The sequence below is a fragment of the Bradyrhizobium sp. USDA 4369 genome (genome assembly GCF_054056435.1).
In genome coordinates this window covers 2,948,111-2,969,656 of sequence record NZ_JBSRYH010000001.1, presented here as the reverse complement: position 1 = coordinate 2,969,656, position 21,546 = coordinate 2,948,111, and the positions used below count along the sequence as shown (strand labels likewise).

Below are 21,546 nucleotides of genomic sequence, written 5' to 3'. Positions count from 1 at the left end.
CACCTTATGTTCAACTGCACATAAGGTGGATGCCGCGACAGGCGAACATGGCGATCTCCTCGACATCATCCGCGAGAGCTGCGGCCTCGTCGACTTCTACGATGTTGCCGATGAAGCGCGCCGCTTCTTAAGCCTGCCGCGCAGCGAACCGGAGCCTTCGCCAAACTCGGCAAGACCGCCTGCGCAGACTGGCTCGCCGGAGGCCGCACGACGGCTCTTTGCGATGTCGCAGCCGGTGATGTGCACACTCGCAGAGACGTATCTCCGTAATCGCGACATCACGCCTTTGCACGAAGCCGGCGCATTGCGATTCCACCCGCATTGCTACTATCGCCCGGATGATTACTCGCCGACCGAAATCTGGCCAGCGATGATCGCGCGTGTCACCGACCTTGATGGGCGCATCACCGGCGCGCACCGCACCTGGCTCAATCCCGAGGGCTTCGATCTCGTCCGTCTCGGCAAGGCGCCGATCGACACGCCGCGGCGCGCAATGGGCGACCTTCTCGGCAACGCGGTGCGCTTCGGCGTGGCCGACGATGTGCTCGCGGCCGGCGAAGGCATTGAGACCATGCTGTCGCTGCGCTGCGTGTTGCCGACCTTGCCGATGGCCGCTGCGCTCTCGGCCAATCACCTCGCCGCCTTGTTGCTTCCGCCGACGCTGCGCCGGCTCTATATCGCTCGCGACAACGATGCGGCCGGCGACGGGGCCGCGATCGCGTTGACCGAGCGGGCCCGCTCGGCCGGGGTCGAGGCGATCACCTGGACCCCGAGGCGGGGCGACTTCAACGAGGATCTGCGCGGCATCGGCGTCGACGTGCTGGCAGCAGCCTTGCGGATCGAACTTATCCCGCAGGACGTCGCGCGCTTCATGCACGTTGACGCCGCCGAGACGGGATGAAGGGCGACGGTTCGCGTGTCGCCATGGTTGGTCTGGTAAGGCCCCGCGAGCCGGAAAGAGTCCGCACCCTGGCCTTCTAGAGGGCGATCGGACCAGAAGCGCCTCGGTCCAGCAACCTCGAGGGCCGACTATTTTCCGTCGGCGGCGAAGCCGCCTTTACAGCGCGAGACAAAATAGCCGGCCCCTTCGGTCCTCCGCTGCGCTTCGGCCGCGGCGCGAGGGCGCCGCGGTGCAAGCCCGTTCCGCTCCCGGTCCAGTGATCGCCACGAAGGCCGCGATGGGCGCGGCCGATCCGGCAAAGGACCTCACCATGACGACCGACCATGACGACATCGACTTCGAACCGCCGCACAGCTCATCCCCGACCGATCACGTCCTCAACGAGCTTCAGCTCTACGGCTACCGTCCCTTCCAGGGCGAACCCGACCCGAGGCCGCTTCCCGAAGGCAATGTCGTGGCCGGCGCCGTCGTCGACATCTTCGACGCCCTGATCTCGACTCTGGGTGAGACGCGCCTTGAGCCGGACCTTGAGGATCTGCTCTGGTCAACGGTCAATCTCTTCCACCGCGCCGTCGATCGCATCGAGCGCGAACTCGACGATAACGAACAGGCGCAGCGGCGCAGCCAGCGCGAGCAGAACGGCTCGGAAGTGAAATCGGTCGAGCTAGAACGCCTGACGGCCGAGGGCATCACGCTGACCGAGCGCCGCAACAGCATGGAGCTCTTTCGCGACCAGGCCGCCGAACATTTCGAGGCCCATACCGGCTCACCGTGGCGTCCCCGGTCAGGATCGCTGATCAATCATCGCGCGCTCACCGCAGCGATGATCGACAGCCGCGACTTTCTGGCTGCGAAGCGTCGGGCCGAGACCGAGGTCATGCTGCCGCCTGGTCCGAAGATCGCGCTCACCGGCGGGCTCGACTTCAACGACCATCGCATGATCTGGGATCGACTCGACAAGGTCCACGCCAAGCATCCCGACATGGTGTTGCTGCATGGCGGGTCGCCGAAAGGCGCGGAGCTCATCGCCGCCAAATGGGCGAGCAATCGCAACGTGCCGCAGATCGCCTTCAAGCCGGACTGGACGAAGCACGCGAAGGCCGCTCCGTTCAAGCGCAACGACGCGATGCTGGCGGTCCTGCCGATCGGCGTCCTGCACTTCCCGGGCACCGGCATCCAGGACAACCTCGCCGACAAGGCACGCAAGCTCGGCATTCCGGTCTGGAAGCACGACGAAGGCGGCGCGTAAGCGCCGCCACTTACAGCATCATGTATCGAGCAGCTCCGGCCGAAACAGCCGGCGCCGGCTGATGATCTTGCCGGCAACCATGAATACCCCATCGCCGGTGTAATGCAGCGTCTCCGGATGCCTTGGCGACTTGGCGACATGCGCCTTCACCACTTCGAAAACGAAGAAATTATATTTGTCGACCAGCGCATCATCGACAAGACGGCATTCAAAATTTGCGTGACACTCGACAATCAGCGGCGCCTTCACGCGCGTTGCCGATTGCGCCGTGAGCCCGAACCTCTCGAATTTATCGACCTCAGCGCCCGTCGTGTTGCCAACGCCGACCACGGTGTCGATCAACGTCGTGGTCGGGAGATTGATCACGCACTCACGGCTCTTGCAGACTAGGTCAAAGCTGTAGTTTGCGCCGGCGATGACGCAACCGATGAGTGACGGTGTAAACTCCATCATCGTGTGCCACCCCATCGTCATGATGTTTCGCCTGTCATCCAGCGCTGACGACACCATCACGATTGGCCCAGGCTCAAGGTAGCGCCGAACCTGAGAGACCGGAAAATCAAGCTTTTCTGAGCGTCTCACCATCGTTCCTCCTGCGGTCGGGTCAGGCCCCTGGCACGGTCGCGGACACCGCCGATGTCTGGTGGGACGGGTTTCCTCTCCCATTCGAGGCCAATTTTCGTTATAGTTCGGATCGCGCCGTGGTGGTGGTGGAAGGCGCGACCGTCACACGCTTTGTCACGGAGACGCCGCCATGCTCGTCATCGGACTCATTCTCAGCATTTTTGGGATCGGCCTGTTCTGCTGGCTGATCTTCGCCCTTGCGGTTTATGCGCTGCCCTTCTTCGTCGGCCTCACCGCCGGCATGGCCGCCTTCCACAGCGGCGCGGGCGTCCTCGGCGCCCTCCTTATCGGCATCGTCGTGGGCGCGTTGACGCTGGGCGTCGGCCAGGTCGCTTTTGCGCTCGTCAAGCCGATCCCCCTGCGCGCGGCCATTGCAGCGGCCTTCGCCATCCCGGCCGCGATCGCCGGCTACCACGCCGTGCTGGGGCTCTCGCAGATCGGCATGCCATCGCTGTTCTGGCGGGAGACCTTCGCTTGGGTTGGCGCCATCATCATCGGCTGCACAGCTTGGGCGCGCATGACGGTGTTGGCCGAACCCCTTCCGCTGCGACCGGGCGGGGCAAATGCGGATGAGCCGCAGCCGGTTCTTACGGCCGCAACACGGGAAGGCTGAGAGGCCGGCCTCTTCGTCATCGAACAGGTTCGCGAAGCACGGTCCAGCGCCATCGGGTCTCGGTTGAGAAACGAGGACGGCCCCGGCCTATCGAAGCGCAGAGCCCGCAGCACCGATCTCCCGGCACTCACATAAAGACGGATGAAGGCGTTCATTCGCGGCGAGTCCCCGGCAATCGATCCCGCCTTTTTCTACGCCATGGCTTCTTTCTCTACGCCTGAACTCGCCGACATCTTGTGCAAGAGAACCGATATCCGCCACGTCTCCTCCTGAGGATGCTGTTCAGAGCACGGACGCACCTGGCCTCGTGATGGCCTGATCTGGCCGAAGACCGGCTGCGCCTCGATCGCCTGAGCCGCAACGCCGTCGGCTCGACTTTCTTCCCCTGGGCTAAAGCCCATTCCTCGCGAGGCAAGAAAGTCTCACCGCCGTCATCCTCCGCTGCGCTCCGGCCCGCGAGCGGGTGCGTCGTCGATCGTCCCCGGCCTGTCGATCGCCATCGAGGCCGCGGTGGTCGCGGGCTCGAAACCAGCAAGGAGAAGTGACATGGCTAACATCGGTTCTTTCAAGAAGGTCGGCAGCGACTTCCAGGGCGAGATCGTCACCCTGAGCTTGCAGACGAAAGGCGTCCGGATCGTCGCCGAGACCAACCGCTCCAACGAGAACGCCCCCAGCCACCGCGTCTATGTGGGCCGGGCCGAGATCGGGGCAGCGTGGTCGAAGCGCTCCGAAGAAGGCCGCGACTACCTCTCGCTCAAGCTCGACGACCCTTCCTTCAACGCTCCGATCTACGCGAACCTGTTCGATGACGAAGAGGCCGACGGCTACACCCTCATCTGGTCGCGGCCCCGCAAGAACGGCGACTGAGGCCTTCGCAGCAACCCCGCCCGGCCGCGCCGGGCGGGGTTCGCACGCGCAAGCATTAGACGGCGGCCTCTTACAAAACTCTGGAACCCTGAACTTGCCCGACCTTGAGCAGGCGCAACGCGTTCATGGTCACAAGCACCGTCGCCCCCGTATCGGCGAGGATTGCAGGCCAAAGCCCCGTGATGCCGACGACGGTCGTTACAAGGAATACCGCCTTTAGTCCGAGCGCGATCGCGATGTTCTGTCGAATGTTGGCCATGGTTCGCTTCGATAGGGCGATCATCGCGAAGACGTCCCCCACCCGTCCGTGAAGGACGGCAGCATCGGCCGTTTCGAGAGCCACGTCCGCGCTGCCGCCCATGGCGATGCCGACATCCGCCGCGGCGAGAGCCGGCGCATCATTGATGCCATCGCCGACCTTGATCACTGAGAAGCCTTGGCGTTTCAACTCGCCGACGACACGCTGCTTGTCTTGCGGCAGCAATTCGGCGTGCACCTCGATACCGAGCTGCTTGCCGATCGCGTCCGCGGTTCGCCGATTATCTCCTGTCAGCATCACGGTCTTGATTCCCGCATCAGCCAGCGCTTTCAGACCGGCCTTGGCGTCGACACGCGGTTCGTCCCGCATCGCGATGGCGCCGGCAACCTGTCCATCGGCGAGCAACACCGATACGGTCTTTCCGTCGTCGTTGAAGGCAGCGATCCGCGCGATCTGATCGGGCGTAAGCGCCGTGCGATCGCCCGCTGCGTGCGGTGAGCCGAAGAACACCTCGCTGCCGTCGACCGTCCCGGTGATCCCCTTTCCACCGATCGCCTTGGCGTCGGTGATCTGGGGCACGGCAGCATTATCACTCGCCGCGCGCTCCAGAATCGCCCTAGCGAGCGGATGGTTTGAGCCGGTTTCAAGCGCCGCGGCGAGCCTCAGCACCTCTGCCTCCGGCCGGCCGAAGCCGACAATGTCGGTCACTTGCGGCTTGCCTTCTGTCAACGTGCCAGTCTTGTCGAAGGCGGCGGCGGTAATCGTTCCGATCTTTTCCAGAACGGCGCCGCCCTTCAACAACAAGCCGCGCCGGGCACCGGCCGACAACGACGCTGCGATCGCCGCCGGGGTCGAGATCACCAGCGCGCACGGACATCCGATCAGCAGGATGGCAAGGCCCTTGTAGATCCATTCGCTCCAGGCGCCGCCAAACAGCAGCGGCGGTATGACGGCGACCAAAGCGGCGACCACGACGACGCCTGGCGTATAGTAGCGCGAAAACCGGTCGATGAAGCGCTCGGTTGGAGCCTTGCTCTCCTGCGCTTCCTCGACCAGCTTCACAACGCGGGCGATGGTGTTGTCGGCAGCGGCGGCCGTCACGCGGATGCGCAGCGCCGCCTCGCCATTAACGGTGCCAGCGAAGACGATAGCGTCTACGCCCTTACGGACGGGCGTGCTTTCGCCGGTGACGGGCGCCTCATCGATCGCGCTTTCACCCGATACGATCAAGCCGTCCGCAGGAATGCGGTCGCCGGGCCGCACGAGGATCAAGGAATCGACTATGAGGTCCTCGGCCGGGACCTCACGCGTCTTGCCTCCCTCTTCGAGCAAAGCGGTCTTCGGCAACAACGCGGTCAGCGATTGAATGCTGGCGCGCGCTCGGCCCGCCGCGACCCCTTCGAGCAGTTCGCCGATCAGAAAGAGAAAGACGACAGTTGCCGCTTCTTCGCTTGCGCTTATGGCGACGGCGCCGACGGCGGCAATCGTCATCAGCATCTCGATCGAGAAAGGGGTGCCGGCGATAGCCGCCATGATGGCGCGCCGGGCGATCGGCACGAGCCCAACCAGCATCGCCGCCGTGAATATCCAGGGTTCAAATCCTGGAACCAACTTGCCTATCGCGTAGGCCGCGACCAGCGCGATGCCGCTGGCAATCGTGAGCCGTCCTTTCCCGCTCCGCCACCATGGGCCGTTTGTCGGACCATGGTCGTGACCGTGCAGTTCGGCGCTAGACGCCTTGCCGTCGTTCTGCCCGTTGTGATGACGATGGTCAGGACCCTCGCTCTTTCGGGCATCGTCATGCGCGTGAGCGTCCGGGCCGCTGCGACCTTGGCAACCACAGGCCTCGACCGCCTTCGGTCCGCCGTCGCCGATCGAATGTTCTGTCAGCAGTCTGAGCTTGTATCCCAGTCCGGTCAGCGTCTTCGTGATCGCCGGACCAACTGCCTCATCGTCACCGTGGCGCACGGTCATCGTGCCGGCGGTGGCCGACACGGAGACATCTTCGACACCCGGCACGCGACGCACCGCCGTGTCGATCTTTGCCGCACATGAAGCGCAGTCCATGCCATCGACCCGATAGCGGCTCTGTTGCGAATGCTTCGTCATGACCAAATCCTCGATTCAGCCATAGCGCTACGTCCTCTAGTCGCTAGAGGAGCAAGGGCAAAGATCCGCTGCGGGATAGAAAATGCGCACGGCGCGCTGTCGATCTCGCGGCTGGGCAGAGCCCGCCGAGAAAGAGCTCACCACTGGCAGCCCTTGATTTTTCGTGCGCAATCGCCAATTCCTCTAGTGACTAGAGGAGTGACCGTCGTGCGCCACATCTCCATCGGCGAGGCAGCCAGACACAGCGGCGTGAAAGTACCGACGATCCGCTATTACGAGCAGATCGACTTGCTGCCGGCCCCACCCCGAACCGAAGGCAATCGTCGCACGTACGATACGCGCGATCTTCACCGGCTGATGTTCATTCGCCACGCTCGCGAATTGGGGTTCGAGATCCCAGCGATACGGACCTTGCTGACCTTGCAGGATCAGCCCAATCAGTCTTGCGCGACGGCGGATGCAATCGCGAAAGCCCGCCTTGTCGAGGTCGAGCAGCGCATTGCGAGCCTAGGCGCGCTCAAGGCCGAGCTTGAGGTGATGATCGAAGGTTGCAGTCACGGACGCTTGGCGGAGTGTCGTGTCATCGAGGTGCTAGCTGACCATGGCCAGTGCATGCACCCGCACAATCAGCCGATCGCCTCCTCAACAAGCAAAAGCGCCAAGAAGCCGAAGAAGAACATCGCTGTCACCCACGGCCGATCGGGCGTTTCATGAGCTTCGATCAGCAATTCCTCGGTCACAAGGTAGAGAAGAGCGACCAGTCCGAATGCAAAGAAACCGGTCAGAATCGGGCCGGGCAGCAACGCGACCGGAGCCCCGAGTAAAGCGCCGACAGGCAGCAGGATGATCAGCCCGGCCGTTATTCCGACGATTCTGGCTTTGGAGCGAACACTCTCTCCGAGCTCCGTCGCCACAGTAAGGCCGAGAAACAGAATCTCGATCGTCAAGGCAATCGTCAACAGAATGCCAACTTTTGGGCTCGCCGCGAATCCGATCCCAAGCACCAGACCGTCGATCAGAATATCGACGGCAATTGCCGTCAACAGGCCCGCTGGCCCTTTCGCCCACTCTTCCAACTGTTTTACCAGCAGCATTGTGACGACGCCGATCGCGCCACCGATCGCCGTCGCCCAGGGCGAGCCTCGATGCATGACATCGGGCAGGATCTCGCCAGCCGCCGCCGCGAATACAACGCCGGCAGCAAAATGTTGGATCGCGCTGACCAAAGTTGCTTTCGGCCGCGCGTTCACCGCAATCACGGCGCCGATCATTGCGGCCGCAGCCGGGATCAAGGTGAATTGCCAAGCTGAGGCCACCCCAAGCACCTTATTGTTTGTTCGTTGCTCTTGTTGTTGTTGGCGTCAGTCGAATAGCCGACCGAGGAAGCCGCGTCCGTGACCACCGCGGCTGCCGTGGCCATCACGTGACCCGTGGCCACCATGACCGCCGTGCTGATCATATCCGCCCCACGGCCCCGGCGCGCTCGGTGCCTCTGAGGACGAAGGCGGTGCGGAAGACCTCTGCTGGGAAACCTGAGAGGTCTCGGCCGTGCTCCGCTCAATGATCTTGTCAAGCTCACCACGGTCCAACCATACCCCGCGGCATTTCGGGCAGTAGTCGATCTCGATGTTCTGCCGTTCGCTGATCACGAGATCGACACGGCAGACGGGGCACAACATGCCATTGCCTTCGGTTCGCTCCATCGCAAAGAACTCCTTCCTTCACCAAGCTGGAAGGAGACCCTAAATCCTCTAGTGACTAGAGGAGCAAGAGGTTCTCAGCAGGAAACCTCGCACCGCACCGGCGCCCCCTAATCCCGGTCTCACCCAATTCCGCCGACGACCACCACAGTCGCCGAAAAAAGCAACTATTATCGTCTTCGCAAGGAACGCCACAGCAAGCCCTCCGTTTTCGCTCAATAGGAGGGCATCAAAGTGTTGCCTGAGCCGGCGTTGGATCGCGAGAAACCTCATGTGCTCGTTGTCGAGGATGAAGTCCTTGTGCGCGCACTCATCGCCGACGAGTTGCGCACAGCAGGCTGCGCCGTCATCGAGGCCAACTCCGCTGACCAGGCGCTCGATTACCACCGCAGATGACATCGACGGAGATGCCGTCCCGGCCCCTTGGGCGACGACAGCTTGAAGCCCAGTCGTCGTGAAGAGGTTATTGCCGCCGACTCTCGTGGCCGGCGGCAAGGTCGATCTTATGTTCTCCGATATCCAGATGCCTGGCTCCCTCAACGGCCTGCAGCTCGCCGAGCGAGTCCGCGCAGATTTTCCGACCGTCCCAGTGATCCTCACGTCCGGAAACGATCACTTGAACAGCGAGACGATGCCCGGGCGCTTCATCGCGAAGCCATATGACATCGCACAGACAGTGGCATTGGTTTTTGTAACTTTGGGCGTCGCGCCGCCGGGAACGTCCGCGTGAGCGACACACGCATCCTTATTGTCGACAGCGACGTCCTGGTCCGCACACCGCTCGCCGAATATCTCCGCGAGTGCGGTTATCAAGTGCTGGAAGCCACCAATTCTGTAGAAGCCAAAGAGGTATTGAACAACACGGCTCGTCCCATTGACGTCGTGCTTATCGATGTCGGCGCTGAAGACCAAAGCGGATTCGCTCTCGCGCATTGGATACGCGATCGCGCCCCAGGTCCACGCGTAATCCTCGCCGGAACGATTACGGGCTCTGTCGAGAAAGCTGCGGATCTTTGTCAGGACGGACCGGCCATATCAAAACCTTATGATCACCGCCTCGTGCTGGACCGTATCCAGCGTCTTCTGGCTGCCAAAAACCGCGGCGACCAGACCTGACAGCCGTGCTAGGCGATGCGTCGGATCGCCCCCGAGCATCTCACAACCGTCCCGGCCTGACCCGAATCACCCTGCACCCCGCCCACCCGCTACTGAGGCCAAATATGGCCTCGGCGCACCGTTGCGACGACCCAGAACGACTATTATAGTCGTTTTTCTGGTGCGCGCAGATCGTCTGTCGGAGGTGATCATGAATGATCACCGGCCGACAAGTGCGGGCGGCGCGAGCCTTGCTGAATTGGACGCAAGAGATGCTCGCCGAAAAAGCCCTGGTGGCGTTGACCGCCCTCAAACGTCTGGAGTCCGAACGCGGGCTCCCGACGCACGAGAGCACGCGGGACCAAGTTCGCCGCGCGCTGGAGGCGGCGGGGATTCTTTTTGTCGAATCCGACCGTGGCCGCGGAATCATGCTGCTTCACGAAGCAAAGCCTGCAACGGCTCCAGGACGAAGGTCGGCAAACTTGAAACGTTGAAACCAGCATGTGTTAACGTTTAAGAAACCGTGTCGTCGAGGAGCTTTGATGCAGTCGCCACCCCGGGATCCAGCAGTGGATGATATCGCGCCGACAGCCGCAATCCTGACCGGCTATGACGAGCGCCACCTCGTGACATATCTCCGTCTGCTTGATGCCGACTCCGATGGCGCCGACTGGCAAGAGGTCGCAAAGCTCGTGTTGCGCATCGACCCGGCGACGGAACCCGATCGCGCACGCCGCGCCTGGGAGACGCATCTCGCCCGCGCACGATGGATGACGGAGAAGGGTTACCGCCATCTTCTCTATGGTGGAGCGCCGCACTAGAAAATAGTTCCGTGCAGACCGCGCAACACGCGCTGCTGTTGCTGTTGGTTTCAGAACACCACCTGAACGTGCATTCTCCTATCCACATCCGCGCATGAGCGGACGCTGGAGGAGACATCACAATGAGTGCTGCCGATTGGCGATCGGCGGACGCGTACCAGGAACTGCGGTTGCTCGACGCGCCGGCCTTCGCATTTGAATTCTTGCGCCGGAACTCCGAATTTCAGGAAGACCATAGGCGGCTTGCACACCGGAGCCGTGGCCGCGCTATCAATCCCTTGGATGCCGAGACGGCTGCGTTCGCCGAACGCTGGGGGGTGCGATTTCGCCCCCGAATTGCCCGACCTCCCCGCAACGGCCGCTCAATGGACAGCCAAAGCGCTCCCTCGCGTCGTCACCATCACAGATGCGCCCGACGAACTCGTCAATCCTGAACTCGGCTTGCCGCCGAGACTTCTCAGCGCACTTGCGAGAGCGGCCGCCGCACGGGCTCTAACGCTCGCCGGCACGCCGGTCCGTGTTGAATTCCTCCACACGGATGGTCCATACGCTGTGCTCCTACCGCTCGACCGGCTTTTCGAAATCCGCGTCGCGACCGCGTTACGCCTTTGGCATGGCCTCGGCGGGCGTCGAACGCCACCGGATGCCGGCGCCCTTACTCAAGAGCGCCGCAAGCGCTTCATCCTTGCGCTGCGCGCGCTCGATGCACGCCTGCTCGGAACGACATATCCGGACATCGCGGCTGGACTCTTCGAAACCGCCCCTGTCACCAAACGTGACTGGATTTCGCACGAACTGCGGGATCAGACCGGCCGTCTCGTGCGGCTCGGTTTCAAGATGATGAAGGGCGGCTACCGGCAGCTTGTTCTCTATCCTTACCGGCGCCGCATCTGAGACCGGTGCGATCTCACTGCCTGCCGACATCGCACTATTTTGGCCGAGACCCCTCCGCCACCGTGATCGCTAGTAGCCGCCGTCCTCCGACGGCCGCCCCAACGATCACCGAGGTATCCCATGTCCACCACTCTCGCAGGCGTGCCGCAACGCTACCTGCGTACGCCCGAAGCGGCACGCTTCGTTGGTCTTTCCATCCGCACGCTTGAAAAGCACCGCATCTACGGCACTGGCCCGCGCTATTCGAAACTTGGCGGACGTGTCGTCTACCGCGTCGAAGACCTGCAGGAGTGGGTCGACGCAGCCGCCAAGGCGTCGACGTCCGACCCTGGCAAAGCCGTCGTCCTGCCCGCGCGCCGCCATTCGCCTGCCGAGCTCGAGCAGGCGCGTCATCCGCGCCGCTGATCACCGCCATGTCGGCGCGCCACCGCTCACGCTCCGAACGCGAGCAGCTCGAACTGTTTCGGGCGCTGCCAGGCGATCTTGCGCCGCGCGACGCCCAGGACCTCATGGCCTATCCTTTCTTCTCGCTCGCCAAGACCCATCGCATCACGCCGATCGACTACCGGAGCGGCGAGATTGCCATCCGCGTCGAGGCCGTGCCGGAGCACGGCATGGCGACCATCTGGGACGCCGATATCCTGATCTGGGCCGCCTCCCAGATCGTCCAGGCACGCGACAGCGGCCTGCGCACCTCACGCCTGATGGCGGCAACACCCTATGAGATTCTGTCGTTCATCGGTCGCGGTGACAGCGCACGCGACTATCACAGGCTGAAAGCGGCCCTCGACCGCCTTCAATCGACGACCGTCGCCACGACGCTGCGCCAGACCAACGAACGCCGCGCGCACCGCTTCTCGTGGATCAACGAATGGACGGAGCGCGCGGATGCGCATGGGCGCGCCGACGGCATCGATCTCATCGTACCGGACTGGTTCTACAAAGCTGTTCTCGACGAAGCCTTGGTGCTCACGATTGACCGCGACTACTTCAGGCTGACCGGCGGCCTGGAGCGCTGGCTTTATCGCATCGTGCGCAAGCATGCCGGTCGCCAGCGTGCAGGTTGGCGGTTCGCCTTTCGTCATCTCTACGACAAGTCCGCAAGCCTTTCGCCGTTCAAACGCTTTGCCTTCGAATTGCGCGACATCGCGCGCCGCCAGCCGCTTCCGGGCTATCGGCTCGATGTCGAGCGCGACAGCGGCGGACATGAACTGCTCGTTTTCCTTCCGGCTCGTTTGTCCACAGCAGCCTGTGGACAGCCTGTGGAAGCGGTCGTGCCATCAGGAACCACCGTTCCCGTGCCATCGGGAACCGCGCGCCCGTGCCATCAGGAACCGGAAGGCGCATTTTCAAACAGAAAATCCGCTGCTTACGACGCCCCTAACTTAGAATCTAACAAACAAGAATCTAACGATTCTGTTGTTTCCCATCGGCCCGCAGGGTGGAAAACCGATGGTGACGCGCCGTGATCGTCGCGCTGCTCAATCAAAAGGGCGGCGTCGGCAAGACGACACTCGCCTTGCACCTCGCAGGACACTGGGCCCGTCACGGAAAGCGCGTGACCCTCATCGACGCCGATCCCCAAGGATCGGCTCTCGACTGGTCCGAGCAGCGCGCCCGGCGCCACCACGCACGTTTGTTCGGCGTGGTCGGTCTCGCCCGCGATACGCTCCACCGTGAAGCTCCCGAGCTTGCCCGCGATGCGGACCATATTGTCATAGACGGCCCGCCTCGCATCGCCGCCTTGCTGCGCTCGGCGTTGCTCGCGGCCGACGCCGTTCTTGTACCGGCCCAGCCATCGCCGCTCGATGGCTGGGCGTCCGCCGAGATGCTGGCCTTGATCGCCGAAGCTCGCATCTTCCGTCCTGCCCTTGTCGCACGCTTCGTGCTCAACCGCTGTGCCGCGCGCACCGTCATCACCCGCGACACGGCGCAGAGTCTCGCTGACCACGATCCGCCGGCGCTCGCCACGCGCATCAGCCAGCGTGTGGTTTTCGCGGACGCCGCGCGCACCGGTCAGCTCGCCTTCGAGCAAAGCGCGACGAGCGCCGCTGCCCGCGAGATCGCCTCCCTCGCTGTCGAGACCGAAAGGCTCGCACCATGACGGCGCGGCGTTCGAACGGCGGCTTCGCATCCCGACCACGCGATGCGGACGCCTGGATCAAGGCGCCCGATCGCAGCGCCGGTGCGACGCCGGAGAGCGATCCCTACACGGCGCGCCTCACCGTGGACATCACGCCCGCGCTCCGCGGCCGCATCAAAATCGCGGCCTTCCAACGCGGCCAGACGGTCGCCGACATGCTGCGGGCGCTCCTCACGCGCGAATTCCCCAACACCGATGGAGAACAAACATGATGACCAATCCCGCCTTTGCACACGCGCGAGCCGGTTCGCCTGACACGCTGACGGCTGTCGAACTGACGTGGCTCGAGAAACGCATCGAGCACTGGATCAGATTCGGTCACGACACGGGCGAAACGATCATCGATCGTCGCCGACGTGTCCTCACCTTTGCGCCGCACACGATCTTGGGCTTCGTTCGCTGGGCTTCCAACGATTACGGCACGATCGTTTCACGCATCGACATCTTGCGCGCGATCGCGCCAGGCGAGGCCTATCAGACGCTGCCTTTCGTCCGTCCCGGCGGCGAGATCCTCCTGCGGATCAGCGGCTGGCCCAAAGTCGAGCGCGTCCTCGCCACGATCGACGCGGTCGAGACGCTCGGCATTGATCCTGCAGCCGTCGCGCCGGACTACTGGAGGCACGTGCACAATCGTCTCGGGGCAGGATACGAGCCTCGCCCCTACAGCCGCGACCAGCATCGCGCGTGGCTCTTGCGCGACCGGGTGCTCAAGTGACGCGGTTCGGCTACGTCATGACGACGTATCTGGTGCTGCTCGTTTCCGCCTGCAGCGCGATCTTCCCTGTCTCTCCCAAATTCATTTGGAACGCCAGCGACAGCGTGCCGATAGGCCTCTACGCCATCCACTCTGTCGGCGCGCTCCACGTCACCCAACTTGTCGTCGTGCGTCCACCGGACGCCCTGGCCCAATTCCTCTCCGACCGCCGTTATTTGCCCAAGGGCGTGCCCATGCTGAAGCGTGTGCTCGCGCTTCCAGGCCAGACGGTATGCCGCCGCCAGCGCACCATCACCGTCGACGGCATAGCGATGGGCGATGCGCTCGATCGCGACACGCACGATCGACCGCTGCCCGTCTGGCAAGGCTGCCAGCTCATTCCCGACGGCCAGGTCTTCCTCATGAACTGGCAATCCGCAGACTCGCTCGACGGCCGTTATTTCGGGCTGCTTTCCCGCACGACGATCGCCGGCCGCGCCGACCCGATATGGACGCGGGAGGAGGACTGACCGTGCTTCACCTCCAGCCGTCCCGCGGCCGAGCTTCGTCGGCGCACGGTCGATCCCCCTTCTCCTTTCCGGCCTGCCGATCCGGACAGCCATCGCATCTTCGCATCGCGCTGATCAGCGCATGTCTGTCTGCCACGGTGATCGCGGCTGGCGGGCCGGTGCGCGCCCAATCGACGCCCATCCGTCATATCGCGCGCGTTGCAGATGCCACACGCTTTGCAGCGTTCGTGGCCGAGGCCTCGCAGCGCTTCGGTATTCCGACAACTTGGATACGGGCCGTGATGCGCGCCGAGAGCTTTGGCGACGTGCACGCGATATCGCCGAAAGGGGCGATGGGCTTGATGCAGATCATGCCGCAAACCTGGGTGACACTGCGACAACGCTACCATCTCGGCGCTGATCCCTACGACGTCCATGACAACATCATCGCCGGTGCCGGCTATCTGCGCGAACTGCACGACCGCTATGGAATTCCCGGCTTCCTCGCGGCCTACAACGCCGGTCCAGCGCGCTGGGAAGATCATCTCGCCACCGGCCGCCCGTTGCCGGCGGAAACGCGCGCTTACCTGACCAGGCTCGCGCCCATTGTCGGTGGCAGCGCGACCGACGACACGACATTGCTCGCGTCCGTCGTCCGATCATGGACCGAGGCATCGTTGTTTCCAAAACAGCCGTCCACCGCATCGGACGACACAACGAAGACCGGCGGGCCGCAGTCGTCCAACGCGCCGAGCGTCCGTTCGCCGCAGGATTGGACAGGACTCGCACCGCAAGCTGACGGGCTCTTCGTCGTGCTGTCGTCTGATCGACGAACCCCATGAGCGGTGTCAGTTTGGCAGGTGCATTGAACTGCGTACTCCGACAGTTGCGAGGGTCGGAAGGTCGGCAGAGGAACCACAACCAGGGACGGCAAGGGAAAAGGCCGGCCTTCGGCGCGGCTTATGTGGTTAGTTGTATTGGACAATTTACCGATATCACCGACTACCCCTGCTGGCGCTCACCTCGATTTGTCCAAGCAAATCAATGTCTGCACCGCCGTCGCACGCCTGAACACCCGGATTCGGCCCGATGACGACGCGCGACGACGACCTGCGCATCCGGCCCGGCCGCATCCAGCATGGCAACCGCGGCGGCAAACGTCCGCAGACATTCGTCGGCGAGGTGATGCGGGCCGCGAAGAAGGCCGGGCATGTCGGGAACAGCTTCCGCTCCGGCCAGGGGCGGAGCCGCTCCCGCTTCGGTCGTGGCCGGCGCGCCGCGGTCTCGATCCGGCTGCGCTCGAATGCCCGGCGCGTCGTCACCAAGGCGCGCGTCGTCCGCCACCAGGGTCCCCGATTCCGCTCGGCGCCTTTGCCGAAGCACATCGCCTATCTCAAACGCGAAGGCGTCACCAAAGACGGTCAGCCGGCGCGGATGTTCGATGCGGCCGGAGACGAAGCCGACGAGCGTGCGTTCGCCGAGCGCTGCAAGGACGATCGCCACCATTTCCGCTTCATCGTCTCTCCAGAGGATGCGGCCGAGATCGGCGACCTCAAGACGTTCACGCGCGAGCTGGTCGCCGACATGGAAAGGGACCTCGGCACCCAGCTCGACTGGGTCGCCGTCGATCACTGGAACACCGACAATCCCCATGTCCACCTCCTGATCCGCGGCCGCGCCGATGACGGCCAGGATCTGGTGATCAGCCGCGACTATATCAGCCGAGGAATCCGCGACCGGGCCGCCGAGCGGATCACGCTCGAACTTGGTCCGCGCACTGAACCGCAAATCCACAGCGCGCTTCAACGCGAGGTGGAGGCCGAGCGCTGGACAAGTCTCGATCGGGCGCTGCGCGACATTTCGGACGAATGCGGCGGCGTCGCAGATCTTCGGCCTGGTCCGAACGCCGAGGATCCGGAGCTGCGTCGACTGTTGCTCGGACGGGCGGCCAAGCTCGAACGTCTCGGCTTGGCCGATCCGGTTGGCCCGGCCTGCTGGACCCTCAAGCCCGGCCTCGACGGAACGCTGCGCCAGCTCGGTATCCGCGGCGACATCATCAAGACGATGCACCAAGCCATGAGCCGAAGCGGATCAGAACCGGACGTCAGCCGCTTCGCGCTGCATGGCGACGAGCCTTCCCATCCGGTGCTGGGCCGACTCGTCCAGCGTGGTCTCGATGATGAGCTCAAGGGCACGGCCTACGTCATCGTCGCCGGCGTCGATGGCCATACCCACCATTTGAGGTTTGCAGACCTCGAATTCACCGGCGATGCCACGCCCGGCGCGATCGTCGAGGTGCGCGCTTATGACGATCCCGATGGACGACGACGGCTATCGCTCGCGACCAGGTCGGATCTGTCCATTTCTGATCAGGTCGGGGCATCGGGAGCGACCTGGCTCGATCGTCAGCTTCTTGCGAAAGACCCACCGCTCAGCGGCAGCGGCTTCGGCGCCGAAGTCCGCGACGCGATGGATGCCCGCGCTGATTACCTGGTCGAGGAAGGCCTGGCCAGACGACAGGGCCAGCGCGTGATCTTCGCCCGCGATCTCCTTTCGACACTCCAGCGGCGCGAGCTTGAGGAGGCCACGGCCAGATTATCAGCCGACACGGGTCTGGCGTACCACCCGGCCGCTGAAGGCGAGCGTGTCGCTGGCGTTTATCGCGAACGGGTGACACTCGCGTCGGGGCGCTTCGCCATGATCGATGATGGGTTGGGATTCCAACTCGTGCCGTGGCGTCCGGCTTTGGAAAAGAACCTCGGCCGCGAAGTCCGCGGCGTCATGGCGCCGGGCGGACGAGTCGACTGGGACCCGGGACGGAAACGGGGACTGGGCCTGTGAAGGCGCGCCTGCGGTGCATCCGATTTCTGACCCAGCGTGTCCGGCCCTTTGATCCCATACGGTTCGTGCTTGCAGGAAGCGATCGCGGAAGCGCTGGTGTGGCGCCATGAACCCGACCAAAATACTCTGGCTGCAAGTCTTCGTTGTGTGCTCGACCACACTCGGCTTCGTCTGGGCCGCGACGCAATGGACGGCGTGGCAGCTTGCCTTCCAGCCGCAGCTCGGCAGCCCCTGGTTCTCGCTCTTCGGATGGCCGGTCTATTTCCCGGCGGCCTTCTTCTGGTGGTGGTTCTCTTTCGACGCTTACGCACACGACATTTTCGTCACCGGCGGCTTCATCGCTGGCGCAGGCGGGGTCGCTGCCTTCGTCGTCGCTGTCGCCATGTCGGTCTGGCGTGCGCGCGAGGTAAAGCGCGCCACGACCTACGGTTCGGCTCGCTGGGCCGAGGAACGCGAGATCCGCGCAGCCGGCCTTCTTCACCCAGACGGCGTGTTGCTCGGCCGCTGGCACGGAGCCTACCTCCGTCATCATGGACCCGAGCATGTGCTGTGTTTCGCACCGACCCGAAGCGGCAAGGGCGTCGGTCTTGTTGTTCCGACGCTGCTGACCTGGCCGGGAAGCTGCATCGTCCATGACATCAAGGGGGAGAACTGGACGCTCACCGCCGGCTGGCGTGCGCGGTTCGGCCGCGTGGTCCTGTTCGATCCGACCAATCCGCAAAGCAGCGCTTACAATCCTTTGCTCGAGGTCCGGCGCGGCGAGTATGAAGTCAGAGACGTCCAGAACATCGCCGACGTGCTGGTTGATCCCGAAGGGGCGCTCGAACGCAGGAACCATTGGGAGAAGACCAGCCACTCGCTTCTGGTCGGCACGATCCTGCATGTCCTTTACGCCGAACCCGACAAGACGCTCGCCGGCGTCGCCAATTTCCTCTCCGATCCGAAGCGACCAATCGAGAAGACGCTTCGGGCGATGATGACCACGCCGCATCTCGGCGAGAAGGGAGTCCATCCCGTCGTCGCCAGCGCCGCGCGAGAGCTGTTGAACAAGAGCGAGAACGAACGCAGCGGCGTACTGTCGACCGCGATGTCCTTCCTGGGCCTCTATCGAGATCCGGTGGTCGCGGCGGTCACACAACGCTGCGACTGGCGCATCCGCCACCTGGTCGAGGCTGAGCATCCTGTGACGCTCTATCTCGTCGTGCCACCCTCGGACATCAGCCGCACGAAACCGCTCGTGCGCCTCATCCTCAACCAGATCGGAAGACGGCTAACCGAAGAGCTAGAGAACAAGCGGCGGCGACATCGCCTGCTGCTGATGCTCGATGAGTTTCCCGCGCTCGGCAGGCTCGACTTCTTCGAGTCGGCATTGGCGTTCATGGCGGGCTATGGATTGAAATCCTTCCTGATCGCGCAGTCGCTGAACCAGATCGAGAAGGCGTACGGTCAGAACAATTCCATCCTGGACAATTGCCACGTGCGCGTCTCGTTCGCCAGCAACGACGAACGCACAGCGAAACGCGTGTCGGATGCACTTGGCACGGCCACCGAAATCCGAGCGATGAAAAACTATGCCGGCAGCCGACTCAGTCCGTGGCTTGGACATCTGATGATCTCCCGGCAAGAAACCGCGCGGCCGCTGTTAACTCCCGGCGAGATCATGCAACTCCCGCCCGACGACGAGATCGTCATGATATCGGGGAGTGCGCCCGTCCGGGCGAAGAAAGCTCGGTATTACGAAGACCCCGAGCTCGCCGGGCGGATTCTTCCGCCGCCCAGATCATCGGGCGGAAACGCTGTTCTTCAACCGCCAGCCCCCAACACGTCCCAGGTGAATACCTGGAGCGGCGCGATCGCGTCAGCGCCAACCGCCGCAGAGACGGACGATCCGGACAATGCGGGAATCCGACGCGAACCCGAACTTCCGGACCACGAGGAGATTGTTCCCGAGCCACGAAAGCCGGTGCAGGAATTCGAGCCCGTCGAGGACGAGCCAGACGACGACGCCCAGCGCCAGCGGATCATGCAGCGCAATTTCGGCAGCGCGCGACAAATCTCGCTCGACGCGGACGATGACATGCAGATGTAGCCGTGCGCACGAAGCACACCTTTCGGCTTCCACCCGACCTGGCTACAAGGCTCGCCGATTACGCCGCCCGCAAGCGCGTGCCGCAGGCGTTGATCGTCGAGGCAGCGCTCGCCTCTTATCTTTCGCCCGATGCCGCGGACCGACTCGAAGCGGCGCTCGCGCGACGCCTGGACCGTATGGTCCGCGACATGGAGCGCATCGAGCGCCACGTCACGATCTCGAATGAAGCGCTCGCGGTGTTCGTCCGGTTTTGGCTGACCAGCACGCCGCCGCTGCCTGACACGGCGCTTGCCGCCGCGCAAACAAAAGGACGAGAGCGCTACGAAGGTTACATCGAAGCGCTCGGCCGTCGTCTCGCGCGCGGTCACAAACTAGCTGACGAGGTGATTCGCGACGTGCCAGCGCAAAAGGAGGGTTCAGCAGACACGCAGTCAGAATAGCGATCGTCCTTCTCGCTTGTCATTCTATCCCAGAGCCCTCCCGCCTCCTTGTTGTTGTTGCGGAGTCCCAGTTCCGGCTCTTTCTACTCAACCCCGCTGACATCTGCGCCTCCACAGGAGGCTAATTTGCGGGGCTCTTGTGACGACGATCTCCCTCCGATCTGAAGTATTCGCCCGAGGCGCGCGCATGCTGCGCACGGCGCTTGGTCCGGCGATCTCCGGCTATCTCGAAGATCCCAGCATCGTCGAGGTGATGCTCAACCCTGACGGTCGCCTCTGGATCGATCGGCTGTCAGGCGGTCTTGAAGACACCGGCTGTCGCGTCACGCCCGCGGACGCCGAGCGCATCGTGCGCCTGGTCGCGCACCATGTCGGGGTCGAAGTGCATGCCGGCAGCCCGCGCGTCTCGGCGGAATTGCCGGAAAGCGGGGAGCGGTTCGAGGGCCTGGTGCCGCCCGTGGTGGCTGCGCCGTGCTTTGCCATCCGGCGGCCGGCCGTCGCCGTTTACACGCTCGGCGACTACGTCGAGGCCGGCATCATGTCGGCCGACCAGGCCGAGCTGCTCCGCGCGGCCGTGCGCGACCGAAAGAACGTGCTGGTCGCCGGCGGGACGAGCACCGGCAAGACGACGCTGGTCAACGCGATCCTCGCAGAAGTCGCCAAGACCGGCGACCGCATCGTGCTCATCGAGGATACGCGCGAGTTGCAATGCGCCGCGCCGAACCTCGTGGCGCTGCGCACCAAGGACGGGGCTGCGTCGCTGTCTGATCTGGTCCGCTCGTCGCTGCGCCTGCGGCCCCGACCGCATCCCGATCGGCGAGGTTCGCGGGGCAGAGGCGCTCGATCTTCTGAAAGCCTGGGGCACGGGACACCCCGGGGGCGTGGGCACGCTGCACGCAGGCTCCGCCATCGGCGCACTGCGCCGGCTCGAACAGCTCATCCAGGAAGCCGTGGTCACCGTTCCGCGCGCGCTCATCGCCGAGACGATCGACCTCATCGCGGTCCTCGCCGGCCGCGGCTCCGCGCGCCGGCTCGCCGAGCTCGCCGCGGTGAAGGGCCTCTCGCCCGCCGGCGACTACGTCCTCACCCCCGCAGGAGAACCGTGATGTTAATCAAGGATGCCCGCCGTGCGTTCGCCACGGCAACCGCCTTCGTCTTCGTCGCCCTCGCGACCGCGCCGGCCTATGCGGCCGGATCGAACATGCCGTGGGAGCAGCCGCTCAACCAGATCCTGGAGAGCATCCAAGGGCCCGTGGCCAAGGTCGTGTCGGTGATCATCATTATCGTCACCGGTCTGACGCTCGCCTTCGGCGAGACCAGCGGCGGCTTCCGTCGCCTCATTCAGATCGTCTTCGGCCTCAGCATCGCCTTCGCAGCGTCGAGCTTCTTCCTGACCTTCTTCCAGTTCGGCGGCGGGGTGACGGTGTGATGGAGCAAGATGGCGTCATCGCCGGCTTCTATGCGCCCGTTCACCGAGCGTTGACCGAGCCGATCCTCTTGGGCGGCGCGCCGCGCGCCGTGGCGATCGTGAACGGCACGCTTGCTGCCGCGATCGGGCTCGGTCTTCGGCTCTGGATCGTCGGCGGCCTCATCTGGCTTGTCGGTCACATCGCCGCCGTTTGGGCGGCGAAGCGTGACGCCGCCTTCGTCGACGTCGTGCGTCGGCATCTGCGTTATCCGCAGCACATGGTCTCGTGA

At 63.9% G+C, this 21,546-nt stretch carries 27 protein-coding genes and 2 pseudogenes; 25 read left to right on the top strand and 4 right to left on the bottom strand.

Translation table 11 applies throughout. The annotated features are described in order from the left end of the window. The first annotated feature begins 25 nt into the window (after positions 1-25). Both ACVIJ6_RS13495 and ACVIJ6_RS13490 read left to right on the top strand, forming a co-directional pair. On the top strand, positions 26-901 hold the full coding sequence (locus tag ACVIJ6_RS13495) for a DUF7146 domain-containing protein (protein ID WP_456773091.1): 876 nt from the start codon (positions 26-28) through the stop codon (positions 899-901). Between the two features lie 310 nt (positions 902-1,211). After that, a complete protein-coding gene (locus ACVIJ6_RS13490) occupies positions 1,212-2,150 on the top strand; it encodes a DUF2493 domain-containing protein (RefSeq protein WP_168073782.1) in 939 nt (312 codons plus the stop codon). A gap of 18 nt (positions 2,151-2,168) precedes the next feature. On the opposite strand, the gene ACVIJ6_RS13485 is transcribed toward ACVIJ6_RS13490, so the two are convergent. Further along, complete coding sequence (locus ACVIJ6_RS13485) at positions 2,169-2,735, bottom strand: flavin reductase family protein (protein ID WP_168073732.1); 567 nt, start codon at positions 2,733-2,735, stop codon at positions 2,169-2,171. A gap of 169 nt (positions 2,736-2,904) precedes the next feature. On the opposite strand from ACVIJ6_RS13485, the gene ACVIJ6_RS13480 reads away from it, so the two are divergent. Both ACVIJ6_RS13480 and ACVIJ6_RS13475 read left to right on the top strand, forming a co-directional pair. After that, positions 2,905-3,387 (top strand): hypothetical protein, encoded by a 483-nt coding sequence (locus ACVIJ6_RS13480; RefSeq protein WP_074551672.1) that lies wholly within the window; start codon positions 2,905-2,907, stop codon positions 3,385-3,387. Between the two features lie 546 nt (positions 3,388-3,933). Next, a complete protein-coding gene (locus ACVIJ6_RS13475) occupies positions 3,934-4,254 on the top strand; it encodes a DUF736 domain-containing protein (protein WP_041751086.1) in 321 nt (106 codons plus the stop codon). Between the two features lie 70 nt (positions 4,255-4,324). Here the strand turns inward: ACVIJ6_RS13475 and ACVIJ6_RS13470 are convergent, their stop codons facing one another. After that, positions 4,325-6,622, bottom strand: coding sequence for a heavy metal translocating P-type ATPase (locus tag ACVIJ6_RS13470; protein WP_168073734.1), 2,298 nt, complete (start codon positions 6,620-6,622; stop codon positions 4,325-4,327). Between the two features lie 207 nt (positions 6,623-6,829). Here ACVIJ6_RS13470 and ACVIJ6_RS13465 point away from each other — a divergent pair. Further along, positions 6,830-7,249 (top strand): annotated as a pseudogene (locus ACVIJ6_RS13465) (MerR family transcriptional regulator); the annotation flags it as partial. Here the strand turns inward: ACVIJ6_RS13465 and ACVIJ6_RS13460 are convergent. Together ACVIJ6_RS13460 and ACVIJ6_RS13455 are read right to left on the bottom strand one after the other, a co-directional pair. Then, complete coding sequence (locus ACVIJ6_RS13460; protein ID WP_074551767.1) at positions 7,249-7,893, bottom strand: ZIP family metal transporter; 645 nt, start codon at positions 7,891-7,893, stop codon at positions 7,249-7,251. The pseudogene ACVIJ6_RS13465 and the gene ACVIJ6_RS13460 sit on opposite strands and share 1 nt — an antisense overlap. 90 nt (positions 7,894-7,983) lie before the next feature. Further along, positions 7,984-8,325 (bottom strand): zf-TFIIB domain-containing protein, encoded by a 342-nt coding sequence (locus ACVIJ6_RS13455; RefSeq protein WP_168073736.1) that lies wholly within the window; start codon positions 8,323-8,325, stop codon positions 7,984-7,986. Between the two features lie 231 nt (positions 8,326-8,556). On the opposite strand from ACVIJ6_RS13455, the gene ACVIJ6_RS13450 reads away from it, so the two are divergent. The 20 genes and pseudogenes from ACVIJ6_RS13450 to ACVIJ6_RS13355 all read left to right on the top strand — a co-directional run bounded on the left by ACVIJ6_RS13450 (position 8,557) and on the right by ACVIJ6_RS13355 (position 21,546). Continuing rightward, a complete protein-coding gene (locus tag ACVIJ6_RS13450; protein ID WP_456773090.1) occupies positions 8,557-8,718 on the top strand; it encodes a hypothetical protein in 162 nt (53 codons plus the stop codon). Positions 8,719-8,776: 58 nt separating this feature from the next. Further along, positions 8,777-9,052 carry a response regulator gene (locus ACVIJ6_RS13445; protein ID WP_456773089.1) on the top strand — a complete coding sequence of 92 codons (276 nt, stop codon included), beginning with the start codon at positions 8,777-8,779 and terminating at the stop codon, positions 9,050-9,052. Further along, positions 9,049-9,438 (top strand): response regulator, encoded by a 390-nt coding sequence (locus ACVIJ6_RS13440; protein WP_168073740.1) that lies wholly within the window; start codon positions 9,049-9,051, stop codon positions 9,436-9,438. Before ACVIJ6_RS13445 ends, ACVIJ6_RS13440 begins: the two co-directional genes overlap by 4 nt. A gap of 194 nt (positions 9,439-9,632) precedes the next feature. Beyond that, positions 9,633-9,911, top strand: a complete 279-nt coding sequence (locus ACVIJ6_RS13435) for a helix-turn-helix domain-containing protein (RefSeq protein WP_168073742.1) — start codon at positions 9,633-9,635, stop codon at positions 9,909-9,911. Positions 9,912-9,959: 48 nt separating this feature from the next. Beyond that, positions 9,960-10,238 (top strand): DNA -binding domain-containing protein, encoded by a 279-nt coding sequence (locus ACVIJ6_RS13430; RefSeq protein WP_012047181.1) that lies wholly within the window; start codon positions 9,960-9,962, stop codon positions 10,236-10,238. Positions 10,239-10,360: 122 nt separating this feature from the next. Beyond that, entirely contained in the window at positions 10,361-10,672 is a 312-nt protein-coding gene (locus ACVIJ6_RS13425; RefSeq protein ID WP_244424244.1) for a transcriptional regulator domain-containing protein, read from the top strand. Further along, complete coding sequence (locus ACVIJ6_RS13420; protein WP_456773088.1) at positions 10,575-11,132, top strand: DUF2285 domain-containing protein; 558 nt, start codon at positions 10,575-10,577, stop codon at positions 11,130-11,132. Before ACVIJ6_RS13425 ends, ACVIJ6_RS13420 begins: the two co-directional genes overlap by 98 nt. A gap of 120 nt (positions 11,133-11,252) precedes the next feature. Then, complete coding sequence (locus ACVIJ6_RS13415) at positions 11,253-11,537, top strand: helix-turn-helix transcriptional regulator (protein WP_041751092.1); 285 nt, start codon at positions 11,253-11,255, stop codon at positions 11,535-11,537. Between the two features lie 8 nt (positions 11,538-11,545). Then, positions 11,546-12,601: a replication initiator protein A gene (locus ACVIJ6_RS13410; protein ID WP_168073746.1), complete on the top strand. Its 1,056-nt coding sequence runs from the start codon at positions 11,546-11,548 to the stop codon at positions 12,599-12,601. Then, positions 12,598-13,236, top strand: coding sequence for a ParA family partition ATPase (gene parA / locus ACVIJ6_RS13405; protein WP_168073747.1), 639 nt, complete (start codon positions 12,598-12,600; stop codon positions 13,234-13,236). The genes ACVIJ6_RS13410 and parA overlap by 4 nt, the downstream gene beginning before the upstream one ends. Beyond that, positions 13,233-13,487 carry a ribbon-helix-helix protein gene (locus ACVIJ6_RS13400; protein ID WP_012047186.1) on the top strand — a complete coding sequence of 85 codons (255 nt, stop codon included), beginning with the start codon at positions 13,233-13,235 and terminating at the stop codon, positions 13,485-13,487. The genes parA and ACVIJ6_RS13400 overlap by 4 nt, the downstream gene beginning before the upstream one ends. Further along, positions 13,487-13,990: a DUF2840 domain-containing protein gene (locus ACVIJ6_RS13395; protein WP_175582061.1), complete on the top strand. Its 504-nt coding sequence runs from the start codon at positions 13,487-13,489 to the stop codon at positions 13,988-13,990. Before ACVIJ6_RS13400 ends, ACVIJ6_RS13395 begins: the two co-directional genes overlap by 1 nt. After that, the gene (locus ACVIJ6_RS13390) at positions 13,987-14,499 is read left to right on the top strand and encodes a S26 family signal peptidase (protein ID WP_168073749.1); all 513 of its coding nucleotides are present in this window, start codon (positions 13,987-13,989) and stop codon (positions 14,497-14,499) included. Before ACVIJ6_RS13395 ends, ACVIJ6_RS13390 begins: the two co-directional genes overlap by 4 nt. Before the next feature lie 227 nt (positions 14,500-14,726). Continuing rightward, positions 14,727-15,320 (top strand): lytic transglycosylase domain-containing protein, encoded by a 594-nt coding sequence (locus tag ACVIJ6_RS13385; protein ID WP_168073784.1) that lies wholly within the window; start codon positions 14,727-14,729, stop codon positions 15,318-15,320. A 247-nt stretch (positions 15,321-15,567) separates the two neighbouring features. Then, positions 15,568-17,319, top strand: coding sequence for a relaxase/mobilization nuclease domain-containing protein (locus tag ACVIJ6_RS13380; RefSeq protein ID WP_168073750.1), 1,752 nt, complete (start codon positions 15,568-15,570; stop codon positions 17,317-17,319). A 106-nt stretch (positions 17,320-17,425) separates the two neighbouring features. Further along, positions 17,426-19,408 (top strand): conjugal transfer protein TraG, encoded by a 1,983-nt coding sequence (locus ACVIJ6_RS13375; RefSeq protein ID WP_168073751.1) that lies wholly within the window; start codon positions 17,426-17,428, stop codon positions 19,406-19,408. A 2-nt stretch (positions 19,409-19,410) separates the two neighbouring features. Next, on the top strand, positions 19,411-19,848 hold the full coding sequence (locus ACVIJ6_RS13370) for a ribbon-helix-helix domain-containing protein (RefSeq protein WP_168073752.1): 438 nt from the start codon (positions 19,411-19,413) through the stop codon (positions 19,846-19,848). A 187-nt stretch (positions 19,849-20,035) separates the two neighbouring features. Beyond that, a pseudogene (gene trbB / locus ACVIJ6_RS13365) lies at positions 20,036-20,954 on the top strand (P-type conjugative transfer ATPase TrbB). Beyond that, a complete protein-coding gene (locus tag ACVIJ6_RS13360) occupies positions 20,954-21,277 on the top strand; it encodes a TrbC/VirB2 family protein (RefSeq protein ID WP_012047194.1) in 324 nt (107 codons plus the stop codon). The pseudogene trbB and the gene ACVIJ6_RS13360 overlap by 1 nt, the downstream one beginning before the upstream one ends. Beyond that, a complete protein-coding gene (locus tag ACVIJ6_RS13355) occupies positions 21,277-21,546 on the top strand; it encodes a VirB3 family type IV secretion system protein (RefSeq protein ID WP_168073753.1) in 270 nt (89 codons plus the stop codon). The genes ACVIJ6_RS13360 and ACVIJ6_RS13355 overlap by 1 nt, the downstream gene beginning before the upstream one ends.